The organism is Ruegeria sp. HKCCD4884 (genome assembly GCF_013110855.1).
Taxonomy (GTDB): domain Bacteria; phylum Pseudomonadota; class Alphaproteobacteria; order Rhodobacterales; family Rhodobacteraceae; genus Ruegeria.
On record NZ_WVRJ01000004.1, the window covers coordinates 40,034 to 57,075 of the forward strand.

The 17,042-nt window shown below is 53.5% G+C and carries 15 protein-coding genes; 9 read left to right on the plus strand and 6 right to left on the minus strand.

Features of this window, described 5'->3' with window-relative positions; genetic code table 11:
* The first annotated feature begins 616 nt into the window (after window positions 1–616).
* Together GS636_RS07250 and GS636_RS07255 are read left to right on the plus strand one after the other, a co-directional pair.
* Window positions 617–994, plus strand: coding sequence for a nuclear transport factor 2 family protein (locus GS636_RS07250; RefSeq protein ID WP_171668994.1), 378 nt, complete (start codon window positions 617–619; stop codon window positions 992–994).
* 88 nt (window positions 995–1,082) lie between these two features.
* On the plus strand, window positions 1,083–1,928 hold the full coding sequence (locus tag GS636_RS07255) for a universal stress protein (RefSeq protein WP_171647451.1): 846 nt from the start codon (window positions 1,083–1,085) through the stop codon (window positions 1,926–1,928).
* Between the two features lie 78 nt (window positions 1,929–2,006).
* Here GS636_RS07255 and GS636_RS07260 read toward each other — a convergent pair whose 3' ends face one another.
* Window positions 2,007–2,570, minus strand: a complete 564-nt coding sequence (locus tag GS636_RS07260) for a flavodoxin domain-containing protein (protein ID WP_171668995.1) — start codon at window positions 2,568–2,570, stop codon at window positions 2,007–2,009.
* Between the two features lie 337 nt (window positions 2,571–2,907).
* Entirely contained in the window at window positions 2,908–3,396 is a 489-nt protein-coding gene (locus tag GS636_RS07265) for a hypothetical protein (RefSeq protein WP_171668996.1), read from the minus strand.
* Window positions 3,397–3,595: 199 nt separating this feature from the next.
* Between GS636_RS07265 and GS636_RS07270 the strand changes: the two genes are divergently transcribed.
* Window positions 3,596–4,015, plus strand: a complete 420-nt coding sequence (locus GS636_RS07270) for an Hsp20/alpha crystallin family protein (protein ID WP_171668997.1) — start codon at window positions 3,596–3,598, stop codon at window positions 4,013–4,015.
* A gap of 243 nt (window positions 4,016–4,258) precedes the next feature.
* Complete coding sequence (locus tag GS636_RS07275) at window positions 4,259–5,827, plus strand: trypsin-like peptidase domain-containing protein (protein WP_171668998.1); 1,569 nt, start codon at window positions 4,259–4,261, stop codon at window positions 5,825–5,827.
* Here GS636_RS07275 and GS636_RS07280 read toward each other — a convergent pair whose 3' ends face one another.
* Both GS636_RS07280 and GS636_RS07285 read right to left on the minus strand, forming a co-directional pair.
* Entirely contained in the window at window positions 5,828–7,444 is a 1,617-nt protein-coding gene (locus GS636_RS07280; RefSeq protein ID WP_171668999.1) for a hypothetical protein, read from the minus strand.
* A 43-nt stretch (window positions 7,445–7,487) separates the two neighbouring features.
* The gene (locus tag GS636_RS07285; RefSeq protein ID WP_171669000.1) at window positions 7,488–8,708 is read right to left on the minus strand and encodes an APC family permease; all 1,221 of its coding nucleotides are present in this window, start codon (window positions 8,706–8,708) and stop codon (window positions 7,488–7,490) included.
* A 439-nt stretch (window positions 8,709–9,147) separates the two neighbouring features.
* Between GS636_RS07285 and GS636_RS07290 the strand changes: the two genes are divergently transcribed.
* A complete protein-coding gene (locus GS636_RS07290) occupies window positions 9,148–10,752 on the plus strand; it encodes a Na/Pi cotransporter family protein (protein ID WP_171669001.1) in 1,605 nt (534 codons plus the stop codon).
* Between the two features lie 160 nt (window positions 10,753–10,912).
* On the plus strand, window positions 10,913–11,320 hold the full coding sequence (locus GS636_RS07295; RefSeq protein ID WP_171183713.1) for a c-type cytochrome: 408 nt from the start codon (window positions 10,913–10,915) through the stop codon (window positions 11,318–11,320).
* On the opposite strand, the gene GS636_RS07300 is transcribed toward GS636_RS07295, so the two are convergent.
* The gene (locus GS636_RS07300; protein ID WP_171669002.1) at window positions 11,321–12,493 is read right to left on the minus strand and encodes a cation:proton antiporter; all 1,173 of its coding nucleotides are present in this window, start codon (window positions 12,491–12,493) and stop codon (window positions 11,321–11,323) included. It lies immediately after the preceding gene.
* A gap of 200 nt (window positions 12,494–12,693) precedes the next feature.
* Here GS636_RS07300 and GS636_RS07305 point away from each other — a divergent pair, with 200 nt between their 5' ends.
* Window positions 12,694–13,143: a phasin family protein gene (locus GS636_RS07305; RefSeq protein ID WP_171669003.1), complete on the plus strand. Its 450-nt coding sequence runs from the start codon at window positions 12,694–12,696 to the stop codon at window positions 13,141–13,143.
* A gap of 57 nt (window positions 13,144–13,200) precedes the next feature.
* Window positions 13,201–13,608, plus strand: coding sequence for a universal stress protein (locus GS636_RS07310; RefSeq protein WP_171183719.1), 408 nt, complete (start codon window positions 13,201–13,203; stop codon window positions 13,606–13,608).
* A gap of 485 nt (window positions 13,609–14,093) precedes the next feature.
* On the opposite strand, the gene GS636_RS07315 is transcribed toward GS636_RS07310, so the two are convergent.
* Complete coding sequence (locus GS636_RS07315; protein WP_171669004.1) at window positions 14,094–15,689, minus strand: GMC family oxidoreductase; 1,596 nt, start codon at window positions 15,687–15,689, stop codon at window positions 14,094–14,096.
* A 109-nt stretch (window positions 15,690–15,798) separates the two neighbouring features.
* Between GS636_RS07315 and GS636_RS07320 the strand changes: the two genes are divergently transcribed.
* Window positions 15,799–17,037 carry a TRAP transporter substrate-binding protein gene (locus GS636_RS07320; RefSeq protein ID WP_171183723.1) on the plus strand — a complete coding sequence of 413 codons (1,239 nt, stop codon included), beginning with the start codon at window positions 15,799–15,801 and terminating at the stop codon, window positions 17,035–17,037.
* Window positions 17,038–17,042 lie beyond the last annotated feature (5 nt).

Below are 17,042 nucleotides of genomic sequence, written 5' to 3' on the forward strand. Positions count from 1 at the left end.
GTCGTTGCGGCGGCATCCCGCGCCGACGCGGCTCCTTCTGGCCCGGTGCAGAAACGCGACTACGGAACCCACCGGTCGACGGGCGTCTTCAGACACTCGTCGGACCGGGGGCCGCCGAGACCGTGCGCGGTCAAAGCGGGGTAGGTGAGAAACCTGCGGGGAAGCGGCTGGCCTCCGACAAAAGGCATCGCGCGGATACGAACCTGAAAGCGAAGGGCCTTCTCTCGCATGACGGGGGGAAGGAGCGGGGGCCGGATATTGTCTGGCAAGTAAGGGCGAAGATGTGTTTTTGGAAAAAACGGCCGTGGCAATCGCCTCAGTACTTCCTCTTGTATAGCATTATTACATCTCCATGGCAGCTTTAGGTTGCAACCCGCCGCCAATGCACGGTCGAACTGACTAAAAACCAAATAGCAACTGCGACACTAGCGTGATGACGCTGTCCGCCTTTCCTGTAGATTGATGCGAATGTGGCGCGGTATTAAGTGTGTTACTTCTGGCTGAGCAGAGTTGAGTACGAATTGGCCTCATTTCATTTCCTCAGGTGCTCATTGATCCTTGTCAAGATTTGAGCGGGCAAGAAGTGGTACACTCCATGGTAACTCAGGGGGGATTCATGGAAGAGTTAATTGAAATCGGTAGATCCTTCGTCGAGGCCATGCGTGAGCGCAGGGGCCTTGGAAGTGTTAATGAAATGTATGCGGAAAACGCACAGTCGATAGAGGCCGTTCTGCCTCCGGTTCGACAATTCCGCGTTTCAAAGGGTCGCGAAGCCATCAAGGGAAAAAGAGAGGATTGGTTGGCATCGCATGAAATCAAAGAACTAGAAGTGGACGGCCCCTACGTCCACCCACCCAACCGCTTTGGAGTGCGCTTCAGAGCTGAAGTGATTCAGAAGGCTACGGGTGAGCGTATGACCCTGCGTGAGATCGCAGTGTATTCGGTGGCGGAAGGCAAGATTGTATTGGAAGAGTTCTTCATGCTGCCGAAGTAAGATAAGCGACTAACAACATCGGCTATTTGTTGGTTCAATCAATGCGCACGGCTTTCGGGCGAAGTGAAATTCCGGACGGAGGTCGGGAATGCGACACAGAACAGTGGCATATTATGTAGGAGTTGATGCTGACGACGCGTCGATTTTGGAATGCGCTGATACTGCCCGTATCCAGAACGACCACTTGAATTGCGTATTGATCGCGGCGTTACCTAGCCTGCCTTACCTGAAGTATGGATCAAACAAGTTCGTTGAGGCGGGTCTGCCCTCAGATTGGTTGGACGTTCTTCACGCGAAAAATGCCGCCTTGAAGTCTCGCGCCACTAGAGTTGAAGCGCTTCTGGTTGGGCGGGACGTATCGGCAAATGTAGTTGCCTTTATGGGGCCTGGAGCAGAGTTACAGCAACTTGTAGCAGAACAAGCCAAATGCTCCGATATCGCCTTTCTAGACGCTGGATTGCGAAGAGATCCCGATTTATTTCACATGATCGCGTGCGGAGTATTGTTTCATTCGCCTGTCGCTCTGATGATCAATGGAGATCCGTTTGCCCAACGCGACTGCATTTTTTTGGCATGGAATGACAGCTTGCCTGCGTCTAGGGCGACGCATTTAGCCTTACCCATTCTTCTGGCGGCCAATGAAGTTGTGATTGGGTGTTTTGATTTCCCGTCGCCTGAGGACTTAGAAGGTAGCGTGCCCGGAAATGACCTAGCTGAATGGCTCGGCCATCACGGTTGCGACGTGACCGTGTCGCAGTTCCAGTGCGGGGGAAATTCAATTGCAGACTGCATTCAAGAACGAGCAAGCGAAGCGGGGGCCGATCTCGTTGTTATGGGAGCTTATGGGCATTCCCATTTGCGAGAGTCAGTTTTTGGGGGCACGACGCAAGCAATGTTGGAGCAGACAAGTTTACCAGTGCTTTTAGGACACTGATGAAGTGAGCCGACGACTGTGACTTTCTGGGAGTCAAAACTATTAAAATTCATCGGTAAATACTTGAGAAAACATTTTTTAAGATTTTGCTGGAGGTTGAAGCGTGTTCGCCCGACCGTTTTCGCCAAGGAAATCTATCACAATTGACGTTAGCTCATCCCAGTCAGTAAACTCCCTTGCTCCTTCTCGTGGATCGATTTTTCGACCGAGCAAGACGACGTGCTTAAGGATCTCCCTCTCAAAATACCCGTAGTTTTCGGGCCTCACCGCGCCTGCGATCAAAGCCGTCGCATTTGGTTCAAAACCTGTTCGAAGAAGCATTTCGTCAAGATAGTCGCGTGCTTCTTCTCGACCTGACGCAAAAGCAGCTTTTAAACCGACGGAAAGCACGAGAGACTTTCGCTTCATTAAGGCATCTCTATTTGAAGCGATAAATGCCTCAAATGAATTGGGGTGCCTACGCTCGTGGACAGGGGCCAGAAGAACAACCTTGACCACATCGCCAAGCGAAACGTGGCTGGGCATTTCGTCGGTATTGATCAGCTTTGCGTTGAAACCAGCATTCTTCGCGACATCGTTGATGAAACACGCAATCTTTTCTGTCTGGCCTTCGACTGTAGCGAAGGCGATGAGTACGGTCATTCCGATCCTCCCATAAATCGGTCTGAATAGATTGCTGATTATGAATAAGTGGCCTGCGTTGCCCTTGATCTCCATCAAAGGCGTTACATGGGAGCGTATCGGGAGAGTCGTGGTACGCTTTTGCTGTCCACGCAGAGCATGTTTTTAAGGAAGTTTGCGGCGACCTACATCTCGAATCAAATCGGCCTTTTTGGCGGACAATTTTTGAGACTGGCCATGGCCCAATGGCTTGTTTTGCCACCTTAAAGAAAAGGCCAAGGCAGCGACGAGGATTATAAAACTGATGCACCACACAATGACCTTCACTTGTTGGCGTGCGGGCAGGTTTCTGATCAGGCTAATCATAGTCAAACCTTTCAGACAAAATCCGGTGTGACGCGGTGCCCCGAGCGATCAGATGATCTTCGACGGCGTCCATCATGGCAGGGGGGCCGCAGAGAACAAAAAGCCAGCTCTCAAATTGCTTGGAAGATAAATTACGGTCCAACAGGGGACCGTCGATCAAACCTGTTTCGCCTCGCCAATCCTTTGGCGGTTCGGATAGAACAAATACTGTGTCTTCTTTGGACAACTCCTGGCGAAAAACAATCTGCTCCTCCACCCGGTTGCCATAGATAAGCTTGAGATCGTTTAGTGTTCCACTCAGTCGAACTTGACGCATAATGCTCAACATGGGCGCGATCCCGACACCACCTGCGATCAGAATAATGCCTGTCTCATTGCGGTGGCTGATCGACAGGTTCCCGTGTGGGGCATCTAGATAGACAGTGGTTTGCGGAGCGATCTGTCCCAGACCGCATGTGAAGTCCCCAAGCTCCTTTATCACGAATGAAACTTCGGGGCCTTCAGGTTGTATGCTTGCGCAAGATCAAGGTCCTTGACCGCGTTTTCTGCCATAATGTTGCGCGCGCGAAATCAGACCAAAGGAGGAGGCTCAAAAAATGCTAGAAGACAAAAAGTCCCCGCAACTTTTCACTGGAACGCATCCCCTCTCCGACAACTTTCGGCGTGAAATGGAAACGTTGATGTCGCGTTTTTTGGGGGGAGGATTACCCTTCCTACCGATGGAAACGGCTGCGCAACGCACGGGTTTTCCGTCTCTCGATATGACGTGGGCGATTTCACCGGCAATCGATGTCCAAGAAACGGATTCTGCGATTGTTCTGACGGCTGAATTGCCAGGGCTGGAAGAGGATGATGTGGAAATTGAGATCAAGGACCGCAGGCTAATCCTGCGCGGTCAGAAGAAGATTGCGCATGATGAAACGGGCGATCTACGCGTCAGCGAAAGAAGCTATGGCAGTTTTTCCAGAGCCATGTCGCTGCCAGACACTGTTGAAATCGACAAGATTTCAGCAACATTCGACAAAGGCGTTTTGCATATCGAAATGCCGAAGACTGAGCCTCAGGATCCAAGCCGCAAGATCAAGGTATCGTCGAAATAGACGGTTTGGTGGATCGATACAGTGCTTGAAAAGAGCAAAGTAGAGGGTCGATCGTGGATCGACCTTCTTAGAGTTGCGTCCTGATAAGTGTCTTTGGTTGAATCCGCGCGGGCACCGCAAGTATCTGTACAAATGTGTTTTTTGCACATTCGTACCAGGCCATGGGTTTGGCGTTGAAGCGTGGTAGAATGCCCTCACGCGTTTGGGTAGGGGGCCACAATGCGAAAACCAGAAGAGAGTGGCATGACACCCTCAGGACATGCTGGTGAAGGTGAGGTGCGGGCCTTTCTGGAGAGCCTGACCGGACCATCGCGCGGAAACGTGAACTGGCTGGTCGATAAAGCCCTGACCGTTTCTGTTGACGATAGCAGGGTGTTAAGCCTTCGACCTAAAGACAACCTGCCTCCGCATGATAACGATATTGCGACCCTACAGTGGGTTGACGACGGTTACACAATAACCGCGTCAGCAGGGCGTAATATATGGGTAAACGGACAAAAAGCCTCATCGGTGTCTCTGAGGCATGGCGACATGATCGAGTTTGGCGAAAAGGGCCCTATGTCTCGATACAGATTGTGCGATCACTCATTTCCCGCGCACCATACGGTCGAAGATATCTTTAGTGACGCATATGCCTACGCCCGAGCGAGCCGCCGACCTTTCGCTAAAAAGATGTCTGGCGCCCTGCGCGATAGTGGGCGGCGGCTTGCGTCTCAGACCACGATACTGTTCAGGATCACAGTTCTTGCAACGCTTCTTGTGATTGCGGGGTTTGGGTACCTGCTTTTCCAGAACGACCGGCGCTTGGCGGATAGTATCGAACAGGAGTCCCGTAAGATCGAAGCGGTAGCGGTTATGCTCGCCCAGACGCGAGAAGATGCACTTACGCCTGATGACCTGGCTTCGTTGCGTGACGCTTTTGAAAACCAAGTTCTTTCGACCGAACAGCGTCTTGGAACCTTGGAGCAGCGGGCGGGAGCGCCAACGCGGGTAATCGCCGCCTCCACTCGATCGGTCGCTTTCCTTCAGGGGGCTTACGGACTGCGCCACGTGGAAAGCGGAAAGATTTTACGGCATGTGTTGGGACCTAACGGAGAAAACCTGAAGACCCCGTTTGGCCAGCCTTGGATCGAACCGGACGGGACCGGCGAACCTGCAGAATTTCAATTCACCGGAACGGGCTTTTTGATCGCTGGAGTGCCGTTGATGGCCACCAACCGCCATGTTGCGTTGCCGTGGACATCAGGGGACCAAGAGAAGGCGCTGAGAGAAGCTGGTCTTGAGCCAGAGATGTTGAGGCTGCTGGCCTATTTGCCTGATCAGACGGATCCAATAGAGGCGCGTTTGGTCCGGTTCAGTAAAGCCGCAGACTTGGCGATTTTGGCAGTTGAGCCCAGCCGCGTTCAGGACCTCGGAATTCCGTTGGCGGATGCCACGTCGCGCGTTGGTGAAGAGCTTTATCTGTTGGGATATCCAACGGGTTTGAAAGCTTTGATCGCGCAGGCTGGTCCGGGCTTTCTAGAGGAACTGGAGGCAGAAGGAACGTTGAACTTTTGGTCGATTGCGTCCCGGCTTTCCGCTCAAAGCAAGATTCACCCGCTAGCAAGCCGGGGGATCGTCGCGCGGACAAGTGGGAGCGCCATCGTTTATGACGCTGAGACTACGACCGGTGGGAGTGGAGGACCAGCATTGAATCGGCAGGGCGAGGTCGTTGCCATCAATGCTGCGATCCTGCCCGAGTTTGGTGGTTCAAACATCGGCGTCCCGGTCTCACATCTCAGAACTCTGCTAGGAGAGGTGGAAAGCCAGTGATCATTCGCTCGTTCGGAAGCGCGAGTTTTGAACAAAGAACACAGTGACCAGTGGAACGATCACTGAGATCAGGGCCACGGAGATCAGCAAGTACCCAAGTTGACTGTAGTCCGCAGTCGACGTGACCTCACCGGTTTCGGGCTTGGTGACAGCGCGCGTGACGACGTATGTCTGGTTGAGGTATTTGGTGCTGAGGCTGCTGGCCGACAATGCCATGTTGGTAAACGATGCCATCACGGCAAAGAAGGTCGCTTTCAAATGAGTTGGGGCATTGCGTGCAATCCAAGCCAACATCGGGACCATGGCGATCTGTCCGAGTGGAGACTCAACGGCGGTGTCGAGAATGGCAATAAATCTTGCGTCTACAATTCCGCCGGTTCGCTCCGCTGTCCATTCATGAATGCCGTAGTAGAGAGCAAGGTTAGGCAGGGCGAGTATGCCTGCGGCGATTGTCAGCAATATCACCACATGCGCAATTGAGCGGTTGGCCATGAATGGTCGCAGAACAATTAACCCCAGCAGCGCCAGCAGCGAAGTCAACAAAGCCAAGATTGCTAAGAATTGCTCATCGAACTCTAGTTCATCGATTTCAAACCAGGTCAGGCCTGGTCCCGGCAGAGGAACGGAACGGAAAACAAAAATGATTGTCGCTGTCCCAATTAAGGCTTTGGCTTGGGCCGGTTCCAGCTCTTTGAGCAGGCGCGACATAAGGTACAGAATTACCGTCAGGGAAACCGCGAAAACTGTTTCCTGCGCAAATTCGAAATCAGCGGTTCCCAGAACGATGCTGAGCACCACGAATGCGAGACCGCCGAGCAATATGGACCATTTGACTTCTGTGACTGCGTCCGGTGTGTGGGGCGGGTGTCCCCGCTGGACACGTTGACGCTGGATCAAGCTGTGAAGAACGACTCCGCTGACCGACAACACGGGTATGGCCAGTGCTACTAGGTACACTCGGCCATAGAGCGCGAGGCGCTCGGATTTTTGCAGATCTTCGGTTCCAGAGAAAATCCAGATGTTCACAGCCGCCACCGCCGCAAACCCGGAAATGATCGAGACTCTGCCCAAGGTCTGCATTGTCGTGTGCTGTGCACGGGTTTCTTCAGGTGTAAACGGGAGGCCGTGCTGGTTGACCTTGGGAACCGCCTCAACCGTCATGGCGTCGGCAACAACGTCCTGAATGGCATAGCCCGAAGGCGCCAACAGCAAGGCAACAACATACCAGTCTTCCAGTGGCATGAAACTGGACATCTGTGCAGGCGCGGTCACAAGCCCATACATCGTTAGCAATGACAACGTGATCAGGGATGCGCCAAACAGGATCAGCAGGGACTTCCAGCGCCAGAACAGGTCCACGACATGGCCAAGCGGCATTTTGAGTATCCACGGGATACCAGCCCAAAATGCAAGTCCAGCAACGAAAGAGGCGGATAAATCTAGATAGTCTTTGAGGAAAAAAGCTCCGACGACCGAGGTCAGGCCGGACACGCCGGCAGCGAAGTAGACCATCAATGGCGGTAAATACGACCATTGCAGTTGCTGAACCAGATCCACAAACGTTCTATGCCACCAGGCCGAAAGTTTTGATCCTATTGAAGTTTGGTCAGTCGTCATTTGCCGTGGTAGCTCGTGGAAGCCTTTGGGTCGTTGTGTTTAGTTAGAGAAATCCAGATCCGAAAAGCAATGCACTGGTGATCACCCCAAGGATCGGTACCACAAGAGGAACACGGAAGTGCTTGGCGGCCTCGTCCGGCTTCATCTTCAGCAAGATCAGCGAAATGTTGACGAGCACAAAGACGCCTAGAACGATCTGAGACGTGCGCTCTGCCAGAGTACCAATCGGTATAGTTTGGGTCAGCAAAACGATGATCGCCACGACCAGCAAAGTAGCGATAACTGGTGTCTGAGTTGCTTTTGGGACAATCGCCAGAACCTTCGGTAAATGGTTACGGTCAGCTAGGCCGTAGATCACCCGCGAGGCCATGATCATCTGGATCAGTACTCCATTGACTGTCGCCACAATCGCGACCGCGGAAAACCCCTGTTTGATCACCTCGGGGGCGTTTGAAAACACAAGCGCGAGGGGTGCTGCGGATGTCGAGAGAACATCGATCGGAACAACAAGTAGAACCGTCATTGAGGTTCCCAGATACAACATGGTCGCCAGAACGAGGGTTAGTAAAATCGCTTTTGGGATGGTGCGCACGGGGTTTTTGACCTCTTCCGCGACATTGGCCATGTCCTCGAAGCCAACAAATGCAAAGAAGGCGAGAAGTGATGCTGCGAAAATGCCTCTCCACGCGTCGAGTTCAAGTGGTGGAAGCATCGAACTGATCCCGTATCCCTGCGGATCCTGAACCGACATGCCCCAGCCAATCACAAAGAGAAGGCCTGCGATCTCGATGATCGTAATGACGGCCGCAACAAAGACCGATTCAGTGATCCCCCAAAGCGCGATTAGACCCATGATCAAAACGACGCTGATGGTCAAAACAGGAATCGCAAAACCGATCAAAGCATGAAGATATGATGCTGCGCCAATTGCAACGGCAGAGGCAGAGATAACCCCCGAAGCCGCGACCGCGAGCCCTACGAAAACCGCCAACCATCCTTTCTGAAATCCCGCCTCAACATAGGCTGCTTCACCTGCACTGACAGGAAATCGTGTTGCGAGTTCTGCATACGAAAGCGCGGTCAGTGATACGACGAGCGCGGCTACAACGAACGACAACGCCGCAAACGGTCCGGCAATGTCAGCTGTTGCACCGACTAAAACGTAAATGCCCGCTCCGACCGTTACCCCAAGGCCATAAAGCGTGAGCAACGGGGTAGTAAGGGCCCGTCTGAGTTTCTGTTCGTTTGGATCAACAGAGCTCATAAGCGATTTCCACCAACTGCCCATTCAGAACGTCGTCAGTGGCGTCCTTCTCGTTACTTTCCGCGATTGGCGGAGCAGCTCAATCCTATGGTCAAAGCTGCACCGAATGCTTTGTGTCTCAACGTGTGGGCGCATTGGGCGCCAATCAACCAACTGGGGGCTCGCCACCACTTCTGCCGAGCCCCCGTGGGTGGAACTTCCACTCCTACAAAATTCCGTTCACCATAGTGTTCGCTTGGGGACAGGTCGGTGAACGTAGAACAAGTTGAAACATTCGCATTTCAGTATGTGATTCATGTTGGTGCTTTGATCTATGTCAATCAACTTGCAGTGTCGGGGTTGCGATGCTGGATGCAAACCAATTGTCGAATACCGTCGAACTTAAAGGCAAAGCTAAAATGTTCGGCAATGTCAGATCAAAGGTGAAAAGCTATTCGCGATGTTCTGGAACCTGTTACCAGCTTTGGGTGGCATCGGCCTGTTTCTTATCGGCATGCTGCTGATGACGGACGGTTTGAAGGCTTTGGCAGGGGCGCAATTACGAGATATTTTGGGTCGGTTCACGTCGACACCGTTTACCGGGGCGGTAACGGGCGCGGTCACGACAGCTGCAATCCAGTCTTCTAGTGCAACGACTGTCGCGGCAGTAGGATTTGTCGCGTCTGGCCTTCTCACGTTTCCACAGGCGCTTGGGATCATCTTTGGGGCCAATATCGGAACGACTATGACAGGTTGGCTCGTCGCGCTCTTGGGGTTCAAGCTAGACCTGGGGCAAGTGATGTTGCCCGTTGTTTTTGTTGGGGCTTTGCTGGCGCTTTCGGGAAGGAAAGCGGTTTCCGGCCTTGGGCTGGCGTTGGCCGGGTTCAGCTTGATTTTCATTGGGATCGAGCAACTCAAGTCCGGGCTTGACGTATTTCGCGGCATAGTGACTCCTGCCGATTTCCCGCCAGATACACTGCTAGGCAGGCTGAAGCTTGTATTGATAGGCGTGCTTATCACGATGGTGACGCAGTCTTCGAGCGCTGGCGTTGCGACCGCATTGGCTGCGTTGAGCGCGGGTGCTGTGAACTTCCCTCAAGCAGCAGCTCTCGTCATTGGAATGGATGTGGGCACGACTTTTACGGCAGTTCTGGCGACTTTGGGCGGGGGCACGATGGCGCGTCGAACCGGGTTTGCTCATGTGATCTACAACGTGATGACAGGAGCAATGGCTTTTTTCTTGCTAGGTCCATTTACTTCGGTGTTTGCAAGCGGGGCGGGGGCCGGAAATTCTCTGACTGCGCTGGTCGCGTTCCACAGTTTTTTCAATGTCATAGGCGTAGCTCTGATCTTGCCGTTCGCGAAACCCTTCGCCAGATTTGTCGAGGCGCTTATACCTGACCGAGGTGCTGAGTTAACGAGATCTCTGGATCCGCTTGTCCTTGGGATGCCGGAATTAGCCGTGGATGCGGCAAAGGCTGCAGTCGAACGCATTGTAAGGGCCGAAGTGGCGCACCTTCGGTCGTGTCTGGGGGCATCTCAGACAAACGGAATCGATTTTGGTCGGGACAACATTCAGACCGCCGTGTCCGAAGCCCGCTCGTATCTGGACAAAACAGAACTGCCCAGCATGCCCGACGCAGAGATATCCAACATCAAGGATATGTACCATATCCTGGATCATCTTGACCGGTTGCTTTACCGGTGTGGCCAAGATGATCGGATAAGCGAGTTACCGAAAGACTGGCGGTTGAGGCGGCTTGCTTCGGTGATGATTGCAGCAACTGATGGCTATTTGGAAATCGACGATCCAGTGGAGTGTGAAATTACGCTGAACCGCGTTCGCCGTTTTCTGCGACGACAGAGGAAACTTCGCAGAGACTTGCTCATCTCTGACGCTGCGACTGACAGTCTGCCGGACGACGTGGTCTGGGCTCGCTTGGATGCCCTCAGATGGTTGCATCGAGTGTCTTATCACCTCTGGCGAATTCGTCTGCATTTGAACGCATTGGAAGGAGTGCCGTCTGGGCGCAAGGGTGGTGAGGTCGATGACGAGGTTGCGTAGTTGGAGGCCGGGCTGGATTGGATTCGGCGCGTGCTCAAACGTTATTCGACTGAAACGGCAATGTTCGTACTGGTGCGAACAACATGAGCAAGGTCAAAGACGTTCCTTAGCTATACTGTTTAATGGGATCTTCATTTGTGGCAGAGATTTGGAGGAGAATATGCAGGTTTATCGAGGGATTCTACTGGCACTGTTAGGCACGGAGCCTGCACTAGCGCAGGAGGTCAGCGTCAGTGAGGGAAGTGATTTGTACCGGACGTATTGCTGGCAATGTCACGGTTTCGAAGCGACCGGAGACGGGCCAATGGCCGAAATGCTGGCTATTCGAACACCTGACCTTACCAAATTGGCAGGCGAGAACGACGGAGTGTTTCCGATAGATCGCATAGCTGAACAGATTGATGGTCGTTCACAATTGCTCGCCCATGGGGGCGAAATGCCAATCTTTGGCGCGGTGTTTGAAACAGACCAGCAAATCGCAGTGGCTCTACCTAATGGGCAACCTATGATGGTAGGCCTGCCGTTGGCGAATTTGCTCGCCTTCCTTGAATCGATCCAGTCTGAATAGTCACTGACCAATCTGCTGGTCCGTGTCAGCCGTGCGTTTGATTGACATGAGAGTCAGTGGCGGCCCCAACACCTCGAAGGCCACAGTACTGGCTAGAGTAAAGGCCATGATCGACGCGGCCCAATGCGGAAACTGCTCTCCGGCTACAAGGGCCATACCTACCGCGACACCAGCCTGTGGCAACAAAGCGGGACCGTACCAGCGGGTCTGACGGCGAGGCAGGCCGCCCAGTTTTGCTCCGCAGTAACCTCCGACAAGGCGGGCCACGGCACGTAAGAATAGGAAAAGAGCACCAGCCCAGCCCATCAAACCGAAGGCTTCAACTTCCAACGTGGCGCCAGCCAAAAGGAAGAACAGGATCATGAATGGCCACTGAATGTGCTCGATCTCATGAAAAGCACGGTCGTGATGGCGGGCAAGATTCCCAATCACTGCGCCGACAACCATGCCTGCTACTAGAAATGAAACCTGCAGCCAAAGCGCGAGACCCGCTGTAAGAAAGACGATGCCCACTGCTTCTGCCTGCATTGGCTCTCCCGGTTTCAAACGGCCGGTTAGGTAAGCGGACGGAACGCCCAAGGTGACACCCAAAACAATGGCGCCCCCGAAATCCCACATCGCTGCGGCGGTGATGCTGGCCCAACCATCCGAATGACCGGCCAGAACCAGGGCGATGCTGAAAACGATCAGACCCCAAGCGTCATCAATTGCGACGACGCCCTTTAATGTCTCGGTAAAGCGGTTAGACACCCCAGATTGTTTGATCACATCAGTTATGGCGGCCGGAGCCGTAGCTGTGGCAATTGCCGCCAACACCAATGCCAATCCAAACGGCATACCAATTGCGGTCAATCCAGCAGACACGATAACAAGGGTTGCAACCACGATTGAAATCGAAATCGTCAGAATGGCCCGGCCATGTCGAACCAGGTTCTCGCGGGTCAAAGATCCGCCAAGAAGGAACGCGACCATCGTCAAAGCCACAATGGAAATCTCGTCGAACCACATGGCAACGTCGAGTGGGATTAGCCCCATTCCGGCGTTCCCGGCGATCAGACCGAGGAACAGTAAGGTTGTAACACGAGGAAAATGCGTGGCCCGGCCTAGTTGGTCGGCCGCCAATCCGGCAAGAAAGAGAACACCAAGAGTAATCAGAAAGCCGGCAATGTGCATAGAAATCCAAACGTTAAGTTCTTGTCTAGACTACTCTAACTCCAACGCTGCCCTCTAGGAACCGATGTCGGAGAGAATGCGAGTGTCCCGTTGCGGCCTATGCCGAGGGTAATAAAAATAAGGGATTTTGATCTGTATTAAGGCGAAAGCGCGCCGCAGGTGGCACAATAGCCTATTCAGGGAATGAGGAGGATTTTTCGATGCCGACAAAGAAATCTAACACAAATAGCCCGACCTCACTTTTGGATGTTTTCAAGCAAATGCAGCCACCCATGTCTGGCAATCCGGCCTTCGGTGCCCAGATCGAACAATTTTGGGACGCGCAAGAAAAATTGCTCGAAGAAACAGAGGCCTTTGCGCAGCATTGGTTCGAACGGCGTCATGAGGCGGTCCGGACGGCTCTAAAAGCTGCACGCAATGTGTCTTCCACGAACCCGTCCGATCCCTCTAAAGCCTTTCAGAGCATGGCGGAGTGGCAGCGCCATTCGGCGGAGCGGTTGGTTGCTGATGCTCAGGAATGGTTCGAAACCGTGTCCCGCTGTGCATCTTATGTCGCTGAAACCGAAGCTGAAGCTGTTGAGAAAACAGTTGATGATGTTGTAGCCGCTACAAAGAGCGCGGGGAAATCTTCAAAGTCCGAGCCTGTATAGATTTCCTGCTGCCGAGGAACCAAACTGGAATCATCGGAGCAGTAGATAGGAGGTCAAATGTACAAGAATATCCTGATCCCGGTTGCTCTGGACCAAGAACACGACACACAAGCGTCGTTTGAAGCCGCGCGCCAATTGGCTGATGCGGACGCTGTATTCACCGTGATACACGTCCAAGAACCAATTCCGGCGTATGTAGGGTCTCAAATTCCCAGCGAATTACTTGCCAATACGCGGCATGAAATCTTGGAAAACCTGCATCAAACTGCTTCTGAAATTCCAGGCGCGAAGGCTCGGCTCATCTCTGGGCACGCGGGTAGGGCTATTGTCGATTTCGCAAATGAGAGCGACGCGGATTGCATCGTCTTGGCTTCGCACAAGCCTGGTTTTGAGGACATATTTTTAGGTTCCACTGCGAACAGAGTCGTGCACCACGCCAAGTGTTCGGTTCACGTAATTCGGTGATCCAATGTTAGCGGGGTGGCTTCCTTTTTGAGTGGCCCCTACTTAGTGAGCCAAATCCAATCGAGAGGATTGACCGCTGAGCCAAAGAACCCTTGGACTCCAGCTTGCCTGCGGTTTCGAATTTATTAGAACGCTGGATTTCTTTAGTGTGAAGAGCGGTTGCTGGTCGGTCGCTTGGAGGCTTTCGACACTTGGGTTGCTTCGGAGCCTCAGATTGTGTTTCGAGATGTAGTCTACTTTCCTTTTCTTCGAAGGACGGTTGTGCGATGAAGGCCAAATCCTGCTCCCGCAACCAGTGTCGGAAAATCCCAACACAGACCGGTCAAACTACAATTGATCCACAAAATCAATTGCTCGAAGCCTTAACATCCGCAGGATCAAAACCAAAAGGTCAGAGGTTCATATCCTACTCCTCCTACTCCCGTAAACGCTTGGCTCGAACACACAATCAAACCGACGGGTCAAACACCTTACCCGTTGTTGTTTCAGGCATCCGCTCTTATCAAATCACTGGCCTTTTCGCCGATCATGATGGCTGGCGCATTGGTGTTACCACTGACGATTTCCGGCATGATCGAGCAGTCGGCTACACGTAAGTTGGCTATGCCGTGTACTTTTAGTTTTGCATCTACGACTGATGCTTCGGTGCTTCCCATCGCGCAAGTGCCGGTAGGATGATAGATTGATGCGGTGTTTGACCTTACCCAGTCCAGCGTGCCTTCGTAGTCGTCGGAACTCAGCTGAGCCGTTGGCCGAAACTCCTCTGATATTTTCGAGGCTAAAGGATTCTGTTTGGCTATTCTGCGCGCGATGTTCACCCCGTCAACAATGGTTCGGCAATCCGTTTCAGTGGACAGATAGTTGGGTCTTATTTTGAGATGTTTAGTCGGATCCGGACCGTTCAAACAAAGCTCTCCACGGCTTTCCGGGCGAAGTTGGCAGACCGACATGGTAAAGGCTGAAAACGGATGAACACCCTCGCCGGGGCTGTCAGCGGACCAAGGCTGGACGTGAAACTGGATATCGGGCGTTTCTACATCTGGTCGGGTTTTCATGAAACCGGTGGCAAGGCTGGCCGCCATGGTCATAGGACCAGCACGGAACAGTGCGTATTTCAGGGCGATGCGCGCCTGATTAAACAGGCTGCGCACTTCATCATTCAGCGTCGGCTCATTGCATTTGAACACTAGCCGGGCCTGTAAGTGGTCCTGTAGCCCTTTTCCGACACCTGTCAGTGCGTGCAGCGGCTCGATGCCATTTTCCTTTAGGTGGTCTGGGTCTCCGATCCCTGAAAGCATAAGGATCTGTGGCGAGTTTATCGCTCCGCCGGACAGGACGATTTCACGTCGGACTGTCAAGGTCTTCTCAACGCCGGAACGATCCCGGTAAACCAGACCGGTTGCCTTTTTGCCTTCCAGAACCACGCGTGTGACCAGAGCGTTTGTGATGATGTTCAGGTTTTGTCGATCCCGAATGGGTTTCAGATAGGCAACGGCAGCACTGCACCGGCGGCCATTGCGGGTTGTCAGTTGGAAATAGCCGACGCCTTCTTGCTCGGCCCCATTGTAATCGGGGTTGAAAGGATAACCTGCCGCTTGCGCCGCCGCGACCCAGGCGTCGCAAATCGGGCGCTGAATGCGCATGTTGGACACCGAAAGCGGCCCGCCCACACCGTGAAACTCATCCTCGCCGCGTTCCTGATCTTCGCAGCGTTTGAACAAGGGTAGCACATCGTCCCAGCCCCAGCCCTCGTTTCCCATCTGCCGCCAGCGGTCATAGTCCTCTTTCTGCCCGCGCACGTAGAGCAACCCGTTCAGAGAGGACGACCCACCCAGCACCTTGCCGCGCGGCCAATCGATGGATCGACCGTTCAGACCCGGGTCAGGCTCGGTGCGGTAACACCAGTCGACCGAGGGGTTGTGCATGGTTTTGAAGTAACCAACGGGAATGTGAATCCACGGGTTGGTATCGCGGCCACCTGCTTCTAGCAGTGCAACAGTCGTGTTGGGATCAGCGCTTAGCCGATTGGCGATAACACAGCCCGACGACCCCGCGCCAACAACCGCATAATCCACCTCCATGACTGCCTCCTCCCAATGTCGCTGAAAAAAACTCTATGCAAGTTGATCGAATTATACTAGCCTTTTTTGATACAAAACGTCTCAATAATTGCGATCAGGGAGGTAAGCAATGGAGATCGGTAAGAAACTGAGTGGGATTTCGCGGCGGGATTTCTTCCGCGTGGCAGGTCGTTACGGCATGAGTTCGACACTGCTGGCAGCAGGCGGGTTCGGTGGCGCGATGAGCTTGGCAAACCTGGCGCAAGCGGCTGAATCCACGTACGAAAAACGGTTCTCAAAAGAGCCCAAACACACACTGAAGTTTGGCGCTTCAGGCTTTAATACTCGCAACCTTCTGATCGAACGCGCCGGGGCTATCGAGTTTGCGCGCGATCTGGAAGAACGCACAGATGGTGAGATTCGGATCGAGTTTATCGGCGACAATCAGATCTGTGGTCAGCTCAGCTGTGTTGAAAAAACCCAGCAGGGAATCGTCGATATCTACGCCGCATCGACCCAAAACTCGGCTGGTGGCGCGCCTTACCTGAACGTGCTGGACTATGCCTATATGTTCCCAAGCCGTGCGGCGCAGTACCATTTCTTCTACAGCCCTGCGAGCCAACGCATTCTCCGCGAACCCCTTGAGAAACGGCATGGGCTGAAGTTCCTCTTTACCCATTGCGAACTGCGTGGCTTGCAAATGGGCTCAACCTTTGCCGATAAGCCTACGGTGACCAAGCTGGAAGAGCTGTTCGGCACCAAGAACCGCGTGACCGGCACGCAGTTGGGCCGGATCGCAATGCAGTTGCTGAACCTGAACCCGGTTCCGGTGGCCTGGGAAGAGACGCTGGATGCGCTGAAAACCGGTCTGATTGACGGGGCTGAAACTTGGGCCTCCGCCGTGGCTTACGCCAATATGGCACCGGTGGTTTCGCAGTCGGTGAACCTGAAGTTCTTCTGTGGCACCGAGCATACGTCGATGTCGGCCAAGGTCTTCGACGGCCTCGGGGGCGAGTTGCAGGACGCAGTGATGGAGTCTTCCTACTTCACTCAGGCGTTGATCCAAGGTGCGAATGAGGCCGCGTTGTTGAACACTGTTGGCTTCTCGGAGCCGCAGCTTCCCAACACGATCTTTGCCGAAAACGGTGTCCGCCCGGCCTTCCTGCCGGACGATCAGATCAAACTGGCCGAAGAGATGTGCGCACCGAACTATAACCCTGAACCTTGGGCGCAGTGGCGTGAACGCCTGAACAAATGGGCGGGCGGCATCGATACGTATCAGGAAATCTACGACATCGCGCGTGAAATTCCGGCTGACACCCTGCCAGAAAACGTAGAGCCGCGCCGTTGGTGGATGGGCCAAGCCTGATAAGC

What these genes read in the sequence shown, in the direction of transcription:
- GS636_RS07250 (WP_171668994.1), top strand. Translation starts at nt 617, where the DNA reads ATGGAAGAGTTAATTGAAATCGGTAGATCCTTCGTCGAGGCCATGCGT.
- GS636_RS07255 (WP_171647451.1), top strand. Translation starts at nt 1,083, where the DNA reads ATGCGACACAGAACAGTGGCATATTATGTAGGAGTTGATGCTGACGAC.
- GS636_RS07260 (WP_171668995.1), bottom strand. Translation starts at nt 2,570, where the DNA reads ATGACCGTACTCATCGCCTTCGCTACAGTCGAAGGCCAGACAGAAAAG.
- GS636_RS07270 (WP_171668997.1), top strand. Translation starts at nt 3,596, where the DNA reads ATGTCGCGTTTTTTGGGGGGAGGATTACCCTTCCTACCGATGGAAACG.
- GS636_RS07275 (WP_171668998.1), top strand. Translation starts at nt 4,259, where the DNA reads ATGACACCCTCAGGACATGCTGGTGAAGGTGAGGTGCGGGCCTTTCTG.
- GS636_RS07280 (WP_171668999.1), bottom strand. Translation starts at nt 7,444, where the DNA reads ATGACGACTGACCAAACTTCAATAGGATCAAAACTTTCGGCCTGGTGG.
- GS636_RS07285 (WP_171669000.1), bottom strand. Translation starts at nt 8,708, where the DNA reads ATGAGCTCTGTTGATCCAAACGAACAGAAACTCAGACGGGCCCTTACT.
- GS636_RS07290 (WP_171669001.1), top strand. Translation starts at nt 9,148, where the DNA reads ATGTTCTGGAACCTGTTACCAGCTTTGGGTGGCATCGGCCTGTTTCTT.
- GS636_RS07295 (WP_171183713.1), top strand. Translation starts at nt 10,913, where the DNA reads ATGCAGGTTTATCGAGGGATTCTACTGGCACTGTTAGGCACGGAGCCT.
- GS636_RS07300 (WP_171669002.1), bottom strand. Translation starts at nt 12,493, where the DNA reads ATGCACATTGCCGGCTTTCTGATTACTCTTGGTGTTCTCTTTCTTGCC.
- GS636_RS07305 (WP_171669003.1), top strand. Translation starts at nt 12,694, where the DNA reads ATGCCGACAAAGAAATCTAACACAAATAGCCCGACCTCACTTTTGGAT.
- GS636_RS07310 (WP_171183719.1), top strand. Translation starts at nt 13,201, where the DNA reads ATGTACAAGAATATCCTGATCCCGGTTGCTCTGGACCAAGAACACGAC.
- GS636_RS07315 (WP_171669004.1), bottom strand. Translation starts at nt 15,689, where the DNA reads ATGGAGGTGGATTATGCGGTTGTTGGCGCGGGGTCGTCGGGCTGTGTT.
- GS636_RS07320 (WP_171183723.1), top strand. Translation starts at nt 15,799, where the DNA reads ATGGAGATCGGTAAGAAACTGAGTGGGATTTCGCGGCGGGATTTCTTC.